Source organism: Streptomyces sp. NPDC059874 (genome assembly GCF_042731135.1).
GTDB lineage: Bacteria > Actinomycetota > Actinomycetes > Streptomycetales > Streptomycetaceae > Streptomyces.
On the sequence record NZ_JBHWJY010000038.1, the window covers coordinates 1 to 12,829 of the forward strand.

Below are 12,829 nucleotides of genomic sequence, written 5' to 3' on the forward strand. Positions count from 1 at the left end.
GGCTTGAGGTCGTGGACGGAGACGATCATGCCGTAGTGCTCCGCCACCGCGTCCCGGCCGAAGGGCAGGGTGGGGTTGGTGGAGGAGCCGATGACATTCGGCACGCCCGCCATCTTCAGCACGTTCGGGACGTGCCCGCCGCCACAGCCCTCGATGTGGAAGGCGTGGATGGTGCGGCCATCCAGCACCCGCAGGGTGTCCTCGACGGAGAGGCACTCGTTCAGGCCGTCGCTGTGCAGGGCGACCTGTACGTCGTGCTCCTCGGCCACGCGCAGGGCGGTGTCCAGGGCACGGGTGTGAGCGCCCATGTCCTCGTGGACCTTGAAGCCGCAGGCACCGCCCTCGGCCAGCGCCTCGACCAGCGGCGCCTCGTGGGAGGAGGAACCGCGAGCCAGGAAGCCGATGTTGACGGGCCAGGCGTCGAAGGCGTTGAACCCGTGCTTCAGCGCCCACGGGGAGTTGACGCCGACGCCCCAACTCGGCCCGATCTCCTGGCCGATGATCGTGGTCACACCGGAGGCGAGGGACGCCTCCATGATGCGCGGCGAGAGCAGGTGGACGTGCGTGTCCACGGCCCCGGCGGTGGCGATCAGACCCTCGCCGGAGACGATCGAGGTACCGGTGCCGACGACGACATCGACCCCGTCGAGGGTGTCGGGGTTGCCGGCCCGACCGATCGCGTGGATACGACCCTCGCGGATGCCGATGGAGACCTTGCGGATGCCGACGACCGCGTCGATCACCAGCACGTTGCTGATGACGACATCGCAGGTCTCGCGGATGGCGGCGGCCTTCAGGTGCAGGCCGTCACGGGCCGTCTTGCCGAAGCCCGCGAGGAACTCGTCACCGGGCAGTTGCGAATCGGACTCCACGCGCACGACGAGACCCGAGTCGCCGAGGCGGACCCGATCGCCGGCGCGAGGACCGTGCACGGTGGCGTACTCGTGGGGGTCGATGTGCCGGCTGCCCGGCCCGCAGTGGTCGCCGTGCCTGGTCCGCTTGCTCATGACCGTGCTCCTCGCGCGTGCTCGGCACCCAGGTAGCCGCAGGCCGCGGCCCTGCGCAGGGCCTCGCCCTTCGCACCGGGCGCGTCCAGGGGTCCGTCGACCAGGCCCGCGAAGCCGATCGCGATCCGGGCACCGCCCATCGGCACCAGTTCGACGTCCACGGACTCGCCGGGTTCGAAGCGTGTGGAGGATCCCGCCGGTACCGCCAGGCGCATCCCGTAGGCGGCGGCCCGATCGAAGTCGAGGCGCGGGTTCGCCTCGAAGAAGTGGAAATGGGAAGTGACGCTGACCGGCACCGTGGCGGTGTTGCGCACCGCGAGGGTCGCCGCCGGCCGAAGCCCTCGTACGGGCTCCGAGGCCGGGATGACCGCACCCGGCGCGCTCGGGTCCCAGGGGTGGGCTCCGAACGGGGCGCTGACCACGGCCAGACGCGTGCCGTCTGCGAAGACGGCCTCGACCTGGATCTCGGTGACCACGTCGGCGACTCCGGGCAGCACGTCGTCCGGCCCCAGCACACTGCGGCCGCGGTCGATGGCGGCAGCGAGGCGCAGGCCGTCACGGGCTGCCTCGCAGACCGTGTCCGCGATGAGTGCGGTCGCCTCGGGGACGTTCAGACGGAGCCCCCGGGCACGGCGGGACCGGGCCAGCTCGGCAGCGGTGAACAGCAGGAGCCGGTCACGCTCGGTGGGAGTCAGTGCCATGGCTTCATTCCTTCCTCCGGAAGGTGGGCAGGAGGCCGCCGCGGGGATCGTCGCGGGGCAGGGGGCCGGCATCGGTCGGGAAGTGGACCGGGCGAACGGCAGGGGCAGCGAGGGCGGCACTGCGGCCCATACGGCCGCGGCTCGCATCGGGTGCGGTGCGGCGCCGGACACCATGTCCGGCAGTGGCATCACTCTGTCACTGACTGAAAAATCAGTCAACACGCGAGGCGTGCGGACACCGTGTTCGGTCATCACGTGCGTAGAAGCCCGGGGCGACGGCGCCGAGCCGGGGTTACTTCTGGCGCAGTCGCGCCAGTTCGGCGTCGATCGCGCCTTCCATCAGCGTGCGCGCATGTGTCATCTGGAGTCCGCCACTGAGCCAGCGCATGCTCAGCCCCTCCAGGAGGGCGGTGAGCCGCTCACCGGCCGCGGCCAGGGCGGCCGCCGGGGCCATCGGCTCGACCTGACCCAGCAGAGCGGCGACCTCCTGAACCCACACCAGGGTCGCCCGGGCCAGATCCTCCCGCAGCACCTCGTCGAAGACGGCGCTCGCCCTCAACTCGCCCCAGGCAGAACTGTTCTCGCGGACCTCATCGGTGTCCTGGAGTTCCAGGAGGAGGGTCTCCGCGAGTTCCTCACGGGGGCTGAGCGGTTCCGCGTCCGCGTCTCGGGTCGTGGTGTAGCGCTCGGCCCGGTCGTTGATGAACTCGAGCGTCGCCCGCAAGAGACCGGTGCGGTCCTTGAAGTGGTAGTAGAGCAGCGAGGTGGACACGCCCGCCTCGGCCGCCACTTCCTCCACACGCAGGCCACGGACGCCGCTCCTGGCAATCACCCGGGCGGCCGCTTCGAGAATGGATTTGCGTCGGGCCATGCGGCGAACCTTACCCGGCCGCTCCTGACCACGCGGAATCGGTCTCCGCGTCGCACCGAGCCCGGGCGCACCACGGGTGAGCGGGTGCGGACGGCTCGGGCTCCGTCTCCCCCCGTGCTCCGGTGGTGGCTCATTTCCACTGTGACGGGTCCGCCGCCCGGTGCGGCCTCGATCAGGCGCTGGCGGGGCTCAGCTCGTCCCCGGCCGCGATGAAGGCGTCGCTGTCCTCGGGGGCGACGAACCCGGTCTGGCTGCGCGCCAGGTACCAGGTGGCTGTCTCCGCCGGGACCACCTTTCCGGCCTTGAGATCGAATTCGTAGGTCGGCTCCGGAGAGGTCAGTTCGACGTTCGCGTAGCCGGCGGTGAAGGCGGCGCCCGACGAGGAGGGCGTTTCGGAGTGACCGCCCGGAGCGGCGGGGGAACCCGTCTCCTACCCGTCCGGGACGTCAAGGTGGTAGGCCGCGGCGCCTGCCGGCAGCAGCGCGGAGACTGCCGACAGAGCGATGACCGGCAGTCGGCGTCCACGCCGGCGCGCTCGACGGGAGGGCGGATCCGACCGAACGCTGTTCGCGGCGCGCGGAGATGGAGCCGCCGGGGCCGTGAGGGTGAGCCGGTCGTGGGCGGGGGCCGCCTGCTCGACGTGCCCGGATATCTCCCTGCCGACCTGGCGGGGGAGCCAGCCGTCGGTGAACTCCAGACGATGGCCCACGGCGGGATGGGCCCGTACGGCCGAGATCAGATCACTCGGCGCGGGTCGGTCACCGGCCCGCTTGGACAGACACCACGACAGGAGATCGTGCAGGTCGGACGGCACCCTGGAGAGGTCGGGCTGTTCGTGAACCACCTCGTAGAGGGCGGCCGACTCCGCTCGGTGTGACTTGTAGGCCCATCGCCTGTTCCGGTGCCATGAACGCGGCGGTGCCGATCCGCAGTCCGACACCGGTCAGCGCGGTGGCGTCGGCCGCGCGCGATCCCGAAGTCGATGACGCGGGGGCCGTCCTCGGCGATCAGGACGTTGGCGGGCTTGAGGTCCCGGTGGACCACCCCGGCCCGGTGGATGACCTCGAGCGCCTCGGCGATCCCCGCCACGAGCAACAGCACCGTGCGCACCGACAGCGGACCGTGGCGCTCCACCACCTGCTGCAAGGACGGGCCGGGCACGAAGGCGGTGGCCAGCCACGGGGTGGGGGCGTCCACCCCCGAACGGCCACCTGGGCGATGAACAGCCCGTGGATGCGCCGGGCACTGGCGACTTCCCGAGCGAAGCGCCGCCGGAATTCGGGATCTCCGGCAAAGTCCGCGCGCACCGCCTTCAAGGCGATCGGGCGACCCCCCGGAGTGTGGGCCAGGTACGCCACCCCCATACCGCCCGAGCCCAGCCGGGCCTGGAGGCGGTAGCCGCCGATCTCACGGGGGTCCGAGCCGGCTGGACCGCATCGTGTCGCTAACTGAAGATTCAGTCAATGTGAGACGATGCCCATCGAGAGCATCAGGAGGGATCAGGCAGTGACGGACCGCAGAACGGCGATCTTGGAAGCGGCCGCCCGGCTCATAGCCCGGCGGGGGGTCCGCGGGCTGCGCGTGGAGGAGCTCGCGGCCGAAGCCGGGGTGTCCACAGCGCTCGTCTACTACCACTTCAAGGACCGGGCCGGCATTCTCCGCCGCACCCTGGAGTTCATCAACGACCGCGCGGAACGTTACACGGGCGGCCTCGACGACATGGACGCCTCCCCGTCCGACCCTCGCAAGACCCTGGAGCAGTCCCTGCTGCTCGAATTCCAGGACGTGGCCGCGGTGCGCGAGAACAGCACGGCGTGGGGCGAACTGCGCGCCAGCGCGATCTTCGAGCCCGAGCTGCGAGAGGACCTGGCCAAAGCGGGCCTGAGCTGGGTCCAGGAAGTCGCCTTCCTGCTCGCGTGTGCGCAGCCGATGACACCCGCCCCCGCGCTCACGGCCTCCGCCGAACGGCTGACCGCACTGCTCGAAGGACTCAGCATGCGCTGGCTCAGCGGCGTGTTGCACGTGTCGCACGCCCGTGAACTCATGCTGGAAGCCGTCGAAGTGGAGCTGGGGCATCTGAGCCGCCCGAAAATTGACTGAAACTTCAGTCAATGCAAGAGTGGCAACGAGGCGCCCCCACCCGCTCCTGGCAAGCCCGGCCCCCTCACACGGTGAAGCCGACGCCCCCCCTGCTCCGACCAGGCCCGGGCTGCGATCTCCGCGCCCCGCGTCCCCGCAACGCCCATCGCCGCCGGATAGCTTCATCCCGCCAGTTCACGATCGGAGTCACCCGTGTCCAAACTCGCCCTCTCCCGCCGTACGGCCCTTCGCGCGTTCGCCGGCTTCGGCGCGTTCGTCTTCGGCGCCTCGGCTTGCGGCCCCGGTGAGTCCGGGCGGCCCGCCTCCTCCTCCCCCGCCACCGGCCAGGCCGCCAAGTCGGCCGACGCCCGGAGGCTGGGTGCCGAGTGGGAAAGTCACACGCGCACCTTCATGTCCTGGCCCGCCCTGGCATCCGTCTGGGAGGAGGACCTGCGCTACGTACGGGAGGACATCGCCCGAGTGGCACGGGCGATCGCGGATTACGAGTACGTCGTGATGATGGCCCGGCCGGACCAGCAGGCCGCGGCCCAGAAGGCGTGCGGCTCCGAGGTCGAGGTCATCCCCCTACAGGTCGACGACCTGTGGGCGCGCGACACCGTGCCGGTGTTCGTGGAAGAGGGCGGCAAGGTGATCGGTGTCGACTTCAACTTCAACGGCTGGGGAAACAAGCAGGAGCACAAGAACGACGCCCAGGTCGGCCGCACCCTGCTGGAGAAGTACAAGATCCCGCGCACCCAGGCGCCGCTGGTCGCCGAGGGAGGCTCCTTCGAGACCGACGGCGAGGGCACCCTCCTGGTCACGGAGAGCTCGATCGTCAACGACAACCGCAACCGCGGCAAGACCCGGGACCAGATCGAGGCCGAGCTCAAGCAGACCCTGGGCATCGAGAAGGTCATCTGGCTGGCCGGCGTACGCGGCGAGGACATCACCGACGCGCACGTCGACAGCCTCGTGCGGTTCACGGCGCCCGGTGTGGTCCTCCTCGACAAGGCGTTCCCCGGCATGCCCGCCGATTCCTGGTCCCGCTCGGCCGACCAGGCAAAGTCCGTCCTCACCCAGGCGACCGACGCTCGGGGACGGCGCCTGGAGGTCATCGATCTGCCTCAGCCCGACCCGGACAGGATCACGGGCCGCGGCGACGACTTCGTGTCGACGTACGCCAATTTCTACGTCGCCAACGACTCCGTGTTCATGCCCCGCTTCGGCGACGCCAAGGCCGACGACCGGGCACGGGGAATCCTTCAGGAGCACTTCCCCAAGCGCGACATCGTGCCGGTCGAGATCGACACGATCGCCTCGGGCGGCGGCGGCATCCACTGCTCCACCCATGACGAGCCCGGCAAGCCCGCCGACTGACGGCAGGGCCGGCGGCTGTCGGAGTGCCCGTCGAGTCGAGGTCAGGCATCGACCAGGGGAGAGTGCCGGGAGCTGCGCAGCGGCCCGGCGAGTTCGGCGAGCGCCTGTTCGAGGCCGTGCAAGTGGGCGAGTGCGGGTTCGGTGGCGGCAGGTCGCGGGACCGTGTCGGGCGCCGCGGTGTGCGCGTGGCGTTTCCTCTCGTCCGCGGTCAGCGCCTCCACGGCCGCCTCGACGCGCCAGCAGGCTGCCGCGAGGCGGGCGTCGTGGCTCGCGTCCGGGTCGGCGGCGACCGCCGCGAGGCCGCGCACCTCGCGGGCGCAGTCGTCCAGCAGCGCGATGACCTGTCCGGCGCGTGCCTTGCGCCCCCGGAACGGGCTGAGCGGGTGCACGAGCGGGGCGAGTGCCATCCGGACGCGGGCCAGCAGCACCTCCAGCTCGGCCGCGTGCGGCGCGGGATCGGCGGTCGGGGAACCGGCCAGCCGGGCGGTGGCTTCGGCGGTCGCCGCGTGGACGCAGCGCAGCGCGCGCTGGATCCAGGCGTCGTTGGTGGCGTGGGTGGTGACCGGCAGGATGAGGACCACGGCGAGGGCGGCCCCGAGCGCGCCGATCGCGGTCTCCTGGAACCGCAGGAGCAGCAGACCGGGGTGCAGGACCCCGAGGAGGCCGTAGAGCAGCCCGGCCATGACGGTCACGAAGAACATCATCCAGGAGTACGAGGGCGCCGCGGTGTAGAAGATCCCGAAGACGCACACGGCGACGAGTACGGCGGTGGGCGCCGGTGCTCCGTGCAGCGGTACGGCGATCAGCAGGCCGGCGGCGATGCCGAGGACGGTGCCGAGGACCCGGCGGAAGCCGCGTACGAGGGTCTCGCCGCGGGAGGTGGTGTTGACGAAGATCCACCAGGCGGTGCCGACCGCCCAGTACCAGCGGTCCTCGGAGAGCGCCTGGCCGATGGCGAGCGCGAAGGCACAGGCGGCGGTGGCCTGGAAGGCCTGCCGGGTGGTGGGCCGCGCGAGCCCGGTGCCCGGCAGCCCGGGCGGGGCCGCGGGCGGCGGGGTACGCCGCTCGATGGGCCACAGTACGAAGCGCACGGCCCCGGAGGCGAGGAGCGCCAGCCCGACGGCGGCGAACAGCTCGGGCAGCTGCGCGGGCACGGCGTGCAGGAACTGGGTGACGAAGAACATCATGAAGCCGAAGATGCCGAGGGCGTGCCCGCGCGGCCCCCAGCGGCGGGCGTAGACCCCGACGAAGACGACGGCGAGGAACGCGGCGTCGCGGGCGAGGGGCACTCCGTGCAGGGTGGTGGCCAGCGCCAGGACCGGGAATCCGGCGACGGGCAGCAGGGCGGTGGTGACGCGCTGGGCCGACACCTTCGGGTCGAGCACGGTGAAGAGGGCGAGCAGGGCCGCCAGTCCCCCGGTGATGGAGGCGGTGAGGGAGAGACCGCACAGTTCGGCGAGGGCCACGGCGGCGGCGACGCCGATCACCGCGCGAGCCGAGTTCTTCAGCCTCGTGCGCCCCGGATCCGGAGCAACGAACATCCTCTTCACGGCGGTGTGCCGCCCCCCTTGCGATGGTGCGCGCCGGGCCCGTCGGCCGCCCTGGGGTGGTGGGAGGCGTACGGACACGACGAAGGCACCGCGGTCCGGTCCGGCCTCGTTGCCGGTCCGGCGCTGCGCGGCGCCGTAGATACATGGATACGACACAGATAAGCATGTAGGGGGCAATGGCTCAACCCGGCACCGAATGACTGGGCCATTGGCCCAATGGGGACGTGGGATCTTCGGCCAGGCCACGCCAACGGACCTGCTGCTCCCGGGGGCTCCGGACCGGGGCCCCCGAGGGCGGGTGGCAGCAAACTGCAGCCCCGGCGGCAGTTTGCTGGCGCCGCGGCCCATTGGAGCGGGCCCCGGCGGATGACAGATTTCTTCTTGTCGCCAGCACGACAACCCACTCGGAGGAAATCATGAACGCCCAGCTCACCACCCGCGCCAAGGCCGCCACGATCCTGATCGGCCTCTGTACCGCCCTCGCCCTGGGCGTGGTGACGGGCGCCGACGGGTCGGCCGCGCAGGCCGAGAACGGGTGGCAGTCGACGACCTCCACCGTCGTCCTCGCGGAGAACGGCTGGCAGGTCGCCCCGCTGGACAAGACCGAGAACGGCTGGCAGTGACCGCCGGCCTGGAACACCGCGCCCCGGTTCGCAGCCGGCAGATCGAGCTGGTGGCGCGCGCCGGCTCTCCGGCCATCGCCGAGGGCGCCCCGCTGAGCGTGGTCCGCTGGATCGCGCTGCTGCCCGCCGCGTGGCAGGCGGAATTCCACGGTCTGACGGACGACGGGCTTTCGATCGTGCTGCGGTTCTCGCGGGAACGGGACGTACCGGTGCGACGCGCCTGCGCCGAGGCCCGCCGAGCCCTGAGCGACCCCGCCATGGACGGCTGGGAGTTCCTGGCGTGCCGCGAGGTCGGGTGAGGGCGCGGGGCGGGAGTACGGCGCGTGGGTGTACGGAGCAGGGCCTGATCCACTGGATGCAGTGGACAGGCCCTTTTTTCGGCCTTTTCGACCTTTTCGGCCTCAGAGGTTGAGGCTCAGGACGCGGTCCACCGCGATCTCGACGACGGCGAGGTCCGGCGGGGTCGGCGGGGCCGCCCGGTAGCGGACGGTGTAGCGGCGGACGGCCTCGGCCAGCCGGGAGGGTTCGTCGGTGACGGTGGCGGGGCCTTCGAGGGTGATCCATCGGAAGCCGTCCACCTGGCAGAGCGCGACTCGCGCCGCCGGGCCGGCCGCGTCGACGTTCCGGGCCTTGCGGGCTCCCGCCCGGGTGGTCACCCGGGCCAGGCCGGTGGTCGCGTCGTAGGTGAAGCGGACGGGAGTGACGTGCGGGGTGCCGTCGGGGCGCAGGGTGGTGAAGGTGGCCGGGTGGGGGCGCGTCAGGAACGCCCTCGCGGCGGAGGCGAGATCCACCGATGCCCGGCTCACTTCTTCTTCACGCCCTCGTTCCAGATCAGCTTGGCGATGTTCGGTTTCACGGCCGTGGTGATGACGCCCATGGCCGTACGGACGTACCGTCGCTCCTCCAGCTCGCGCACCATGCTCGCGGCGAGGTCGGCGCGGGCGGTGAAGACGCCGTCGGCGCTGGTCTCGGCGGTCTCGTAGTCCGTGACGACGGGGTGCTCGAAGAGGCCCGAGGGACGGACGAGGGTCCAGTCGAGGTCCGTACGACGGATCACGGCCTCCATGCGGCGCATGTCCTCGTGGAGCGTGCGGCCGAGGCGCCGGTTCACCAGCGGGTCGAGCACGTGGTTGAAGAAGTGCGCGCCGGTGGGGCGCCAGTTCGGGTCGGCGATGCTGGAGCTGACGGCGAGCAGCCGCTTGACGCCCTGGCGGGCCATGGCCCCGGTGATGGCGGTGGCGCTCGCGGAGTAGGTGGTGATGGTCTCCTTGCTGAAGCGCGCCCCCAGCGCCGAGAGGACGGCGTCCGTCCCCTGGATGGCGGTGTCGACCGCCGCCGGGTCGGTGGCGTCGGCTACGGCGACGGTGAGGCCGGGCCGCGCGGGGATGGAGCCGGGGCGGCGGGTCACGGCGACGACCTGGTGGCCGGCGGCGAGGGCTTGTTCGGTGAGCCGGCGGCCGGTCGGTCCGTTGGCGCCGAAGACTGCGATACGCATGATGTCGGGTCATCCCTCCGTGTGATTTCCGGAACGCCCTTGACTGTGCCGATCACGGAACGCAGGCTCAACGCTGATGAATAACGCCGCCCCTGCCCCCGGCCGCTCCCGAGGCCGCCCCCGCGGGAACCCGCCGACCCGCGAGTCGATCGTCTCGGCGGCCCGTGCGCTGTTCCTGGAGCGCGGCTACCGGGGCACCACCCTGCGCGCGGTCGCCGGGGCCGCCGGGGTCGACCCGGCGTTGATCGCGTACCACTTCGGTTCGAAGAAGGGCCTGTTCGCGGACGTGATGCAGGTCCAGTGCGCCAATGCGCTGGCGGTGGACGAGGTGCTCGGCGGCGACCCGGCCACCCTCCCCGACCGCCTGATCGACGCGGTGACGGGGCTGTGGGAGGACGCCGACTTCCGCCGGCTCACCCTTCAGGGCGACGAAGCCGCCGAGGTGCTCCGCGAGTACCTGGAACACGAGCTGCTGGCCCGGCTTGTTGAATTTCTGGGCGGCCGGGACGCGACCGCCCGCGCCACGGCCGTCGTGACGGTCCTCGGTGGTCTCATCTACACCCGCTACCTCAACCCGCTCCCCACCCCGGCCGCCCTCACCCCGGCCGAGGCCCGCCGAGTCCTCACCCCGGCACTGCGCGCGGCACTGGCACCGAGGCCGCGCACCGCGGCCGCCGCGGCGGTCGCCGGAGCCGGCCGTCGGGGCTCGCCGGGCCGGGCGTACAGGACCGGGCCGTAGGGGACGTGCCGTAGCGGACGCGCCGTTACATCCAGCCGCGGTCCTTGGCGAGCATCGCCGCCTGGAAGCGGTTCGAGGCCCCCAGACGCAGCATCAGGTCGGCCACGTGCCGTCGGAAGGTGCGGATGGAGATGCCCATCTCGCGGGCCGCGACCTCGTCCTTGTCGAAGCGGGAGAGCAGGGTCAACACCTCGCGGTCGGTCTCGGTGATGCCGTCGGAGCTCTCGCCCCCGTTCCTGCCGGGCAGCGCTTCCGCCGAGGTCCACACCTTCTCGAAGAGGGCGACCATGTTGGAGACGAGTCCGCTCTGGCGGACCAGGAGCGCCCCTCGGGCGCTGTCGGACGGGTCGAGCGGCACGACGGCCGTGGCGCGGTCGTAGATGACCATTCGGTCCATGACCTTGTCGACCACTCTGAATTCGGCCCCCAGATCGGCCATCTCGTACAGATAGCCGCAGGTGGCGGGGTCTTCCAGGGCTGTGCGCAGAACCACCGTCCGAAGGGTGACCCCGCGCCTGATACATCGGAGGTCGAGGGGGCGGGCGGCCTCGATGAAGGCCGGTGTGAGCGGTCCGTCGGGCTGGAGAGCGCACATCTCCTCGCGGGCGAAGAAGGCGAGGTCGTCCAGCCGGGCCCGGATCTCGGCGAGTCCGTCGATCCGCTCGATCCCGCCCGCCGGGGTCTCCGTACGCTCCGCCGCGCGCGCCTCCTCCACCAGCTCCGGGATGAGCGAGCGGGCCGAGGAGACCAGCCTCAGCTGCTCGTTCAGCTCCCCCAGCCGCTGCTCGATCAGGCGCTCTATCCCGAGGGCCGGGTCGATGGCCACCCACTGCCCTTCGCCGGCTTCCCGTACCAGCTTGTAGCTGCACAGGCTCCGCAGGACGGAGTCCGCTTCGTCCCGGCTCATCCCCAGCTTCTCGCCCACCGATTCGGGACCGAGATCAGGCGCGCGCAGGAAGTGCCGGTAGACGGTTTCCTCGCCGCGGCTCAGCCCCAGACTCATCAAACTCACGATGCGCTCCCCCCCTGGCACGTCTGAGAATTCAGGCGGCATGCTACCGCAGGGGGCTGTTTTTGGATAAGTATTTTCGCATCGTGGAAGTAAGCCTCGCCAGGCGGAGCCCGTCAGGCCGTGAGCTTGAGCCGCTCCAGCGGTGCCAGTGCCTCGTCCAACAGCTCGACGACCCGTTCCCCGATGCGCCGCTGGGCCTCCTGGGTCAGGGCCCCGATGTGCGGGGTCAGCACCACGTTGTCCAGCGCCGCCAATTCGGTCGGCGCGCCCTCGCTCGCGAGCACGTCGGTCGCCGCCCCCGCGAGCGCCCCGGAGCGCAGCGCCTCCAGCAGTGCCTCCTCGTCCACGGTGCCGCCGCGGGCCACGTTCACCAGGTACGAGTCCGGCTTCATCAGGGCCAGTTCCGCGCGGCCGATCAGGCCCCGGGTGTCCGCCGTCAGCGGCACGGACAGGCACACCACGTCCGCCGCGGGCAGCAGGTCGTCCAGTGCGACGAGCCGGATGCCGCGCTCGGCCAGCTGCCGTGCCCGGTCCTGCCCCGGGCGGGCGACCGACACGATCACCTCCATGCCGAAGCCCTGGGCCAGCGAGGCGATCCGCGACCCGATACCGCCGAAGCCGATCAGCCCGAGCGTCTTGCCCCGCAGCTCACTGCCCATCAGGCCCTGCTTGTGCCAGACGGTGGACCGGGTGTGCCGGTCCCCCACCACGATCCGGCGGCACACCGCGAGCATCAGGCCGAGTGCCAGCTCGGCCACCGCGTCGCTGGACCCTCCGGGTACGTTGCGCACCTCCACGCCGGCCCGGGCGGCCGCCGCGAGGTCGATGTTGTCGAGCCCGACCCCCGCCCGGATCACCGTACGCAGCCGGGGCGCGGCGGCGATCACCTCCTCCGTCACCCGCACCCCGGCCCGCAGGACCAGGGCGTCCGCGGTCCGGGCGAGCGAGACGAGCTGCCCGGGCGTGGGCTTGGGGTGCAGGGCCACCTGGTAGCGCCGGCGCAGGTCGTGGAGCGCGTCGGGGTGGATCGGATCCACCATCAGTACGCGGGCCATCAGGCGGCCGTCACCAGGACGCGGCCCGGGGCCGGCGCGCCGATGTGCAGGGCGAAGTCGGCCAGCGTGTCGGCGTCGAACAGCTCGCGGACGGAGGGTCGGGTACCGGTGACCCGCTCCACCCCGGCACAGATCCGCACCGCGAGCATCGAGGTGCCGCCCAGCTCGAAGAAGTTGTCCTCCCGGCCGATCGGCCGGACCTGGAGCGCCTCCTCCCAAAGCCGGACCAGCGCGGCCTCGGTCTCGTCGGCGGCGGGCACTGCGGGCGCGTCGGTGAACAGCAGGCGGTCGTCCATGAGTTCCTCCAAGGGGATGTTTGC

At 71.6% G+C, this 12,829-nt stretch carries 16 protein-coding genes; 5 read left to right on the plus strand and 11 right to left on the minus strand.

Annotation, left to right across the window (positions count from 1 at the left end):
* From ACFV9H_RS21955 to ACFV9H_RS21975, 5 genes are all read right to left on the minus strand, one after another.
* Positions 1-1,007, minus strand: a 1,007-nt coding sequence (locus ACFV9H_RS21955; RefSeq protein WP_385400717.1) for an urease subunit alpha, incomplete at its 3' end; no start/stop codon positions are given.
* Entirely contained in the window at positions 1,004-1,708 is a 705-nt protein-coding gene (gene ureA / locus ACFV9H_RS21960) for an urease subunit gamma (RefSeq protein WP_385400720.1), read from the minus strand. The genes ACFV9H_RS21955 and ureA, both read right to left, overlap by 4 nt.
* 292 nt (positions 1,709-2,000) lie before the next feature.
* Positions 2,001-2,579, minus strand: a complete 579-nt coding sequence (locus ACFV9H_RS21965; RefSeq protein ID WP_385400723.1) for a TetR/AcrR family transcriptional regulator — start codon at positions 2,577-2,579, stop codon at positions 2,001-2,003.
* Between the two features lie 430 nt (positions 2,580-3,009).
* The gene (locus tag ACFV9H_RS21970) at positions 3,010-3,423 is read right to left on the minus strand and encodes a hypothetical protein (RefSeq protein WP_385400870.1); all 414 of its coding nucleotides are present in this window, start codon (positions 3,421-3,423) and stop codon (positions 3,010-3,012) included.
* Complete coding sequence (locus ACFV9H_RS21975) at positions 3,315-3,776, minus strand: protein kinase (protein WP_385400725.1); 462 nt, start codon at positions 3,774-3,776, stop codon at positions 3,315-3,317. Before ACFV9H_RS21975 ends, ACFV9H_RS21970 begins: the two co-directional genes overlap by 109 nt.
* A 309-nt stretch (positions 3,777-4,085) precedes the next feature.
* On the opposite strand from ACFV9H_RS21975, the gene ACFV9H_RS21980 reads away from it, so the two are divergent.
* Together ACFV9H_RS21980 and ACFV9H_RS21985 are read left to right on the plus strand one after the other, a co-directional pair.
* Positions 4,086-4,679 (plus strand): TetR/AcrR family transcriptional regulator, encoded by a 594-nt coding sequence (locus tag ACFV9H_RS21980; RefSeq protein WP_385400727.1) that lies wholly within the window; start codon positions 4,086-4,088, stop codon positions 4,677-4,679.
* 192 nt (positions 4,680-4,871) lie between these two features.
* The gene (locus ACFV9H_RS21985) at positions 4,872-6,035 is read left to right on the plus strand and encodes an agmatine deiminase family protein (protein WP_385400730.1); all 1,164 of its coding nucleotides are present in this window, start codon (positions 4,872-4,874) and stop codon (positions 6,033-6,035) included.
* A gap of 41 nt (positions 6,036-6,076) precedes the next feature.
* On the opposite strand, the gene ACFV9H_RS21990 is transcribed toward ACFV9H_RS21985, so the two are convergent.
* Complete coding sequence (locus ACFV9H_RS21990) at positions 6,077-7,576, minus strand: FUSC family protein (protein WP_385400732.1); 1,500 nt, start codon at positions 7,574-7,576, stop codon at positions 6,077-6,079.
* Between the two features lie 425 nt (positions 7,577-8,001).
* Between ACFV9H_RS21990 and ACFV9H_RS21995 the strand changes: the two genes are divergently transcribed.
* Together ACFV9H_RS21995 and ACFV9H_RS22000 are read left to right on the plus strand one after the other, a co-directional pair.
* Complete coding sequence (locus tag ACFV9H_RS21995) at positions 8,002-8,208, plus strand: hypothetical protein (RefSeq protein WP_385400734.1); 207 nt, start codon at positions 8,002-8,004, stop codon at positions 8,206-8,208.
* Positions 8,205-8,507: a hypothetical protein gene (locus tag ACFV9H_RS22000; protein ID WP_385400737.1), complete on the plus strand. Its 303-nt coding sequence runs from the start codon at positions 8,205-8,207 to the stop codon at positions 8,505-8,507. The genes ACFV9H_RS21995 and ACFV9H_RS22000 overlap by 4 nt, the downstream gene beginning before the upstream one ends.
* A gap of 102 nt (positions 8,508-8,609) precedes the next feature.
* Here the strand turns inward: ACFV9H_RS22000 and ACFV9H_RS22005 are convergent, their stop codons facing one another.
* Together ACFV9H_RS22005 and ACFV9H_RS22010 are read right to left on the minus strand one after the other, a co-directional pair.
* Complete coding sequence (locus ACFV9H_RS22005) at positions 8,610-9,014, minus strand: pyridoxamine 5'-phosphate oxidase family protein (RefSeq protein ID WP_385400739.1); 405 nt, start codon at positions 9,012-9,014, stop codon at positions 8,610-8,612.
* Positions 9,011-9,703 (minus strand): NAD(P)-dependent oxidoreductase, encoded by a 693-nt coding sequence (locus ACFV9H_RS22010; protein WP_385400741.1) that lies wholly within the window; start codon positions 9,701-9,703, stop codon positions 9,011-9,013. The genes ACFV9H_RS22005 and ACFV9H_RS22010 overlap by 4 nt, the downstream gene beginning before the upstream one ends.
* A gap of 76 nt (positions 9,704-9,779) precedes the next feature.
* Between ACFV9H_RS22010 and ACFV9H_RS22015 the strand changes: the two genes are divergently transcribed.
* Positions 9,780-10,442 carry a TetR/AcrR family transcriptional regulator gene (locus tag ACFV9H_RS22015; protein ID WP_385400744.1) on the plus strand — a complete coding sequence of 221 codons (663 nt, stop codon included), beginning with the start codon at positions 9,780-9,782 and terminating at the stop codon, positions 10,440-10,442.
* 25 nt (positions 10,443-10,467) lie between these two features.
* Here ACFV9H_RS22015 and ACFV9H_RS22020 read toward each other — a convergent pair whose 3' ends face one another.
* From ACFV9H_RS22020 to ACFV9H_RS22030, 3 genes are all read right to left on the minus strand, one after another.
* Entirely contained in the window at positions 10,468-11,454 is a 987-nt protein-coding gene (locus tag ACFV9H_RS22020) for a LuxR C-terminal-related transcriptional regulator (protein WP_385400746.1), read from the minus strand.
* Positions 11,455-11,567: 113 nt separating this feature from the next.
* Positions 11,568-12,509, minus strand: a complete 942-nt coding sequence (locus ACFV9H_RS22025) for an NAD(P)-dependent oxidoreductase (RefSeq protein WP_385400748.1) — start codon at positions 12,507-12,509, stop codon at positions 11,568-11,570.
* A complete protein-coding gene (locus tag ACFV9H_RS22030; protein ID WP_385400749.1) occupies positions 12,509-12,805 on the minus strand; it encodes a phosphopantetheine-binding protein in 297 nt (98 codons plus the stop codon). Before ACFV9H_RS22030 ends, ACFV9H_RS22025 begins: the two co-directional genes overlap by 1 nt.
* Between the last annotated feature and the right edge of the window lie 24 nt (positions 12,806-12,829).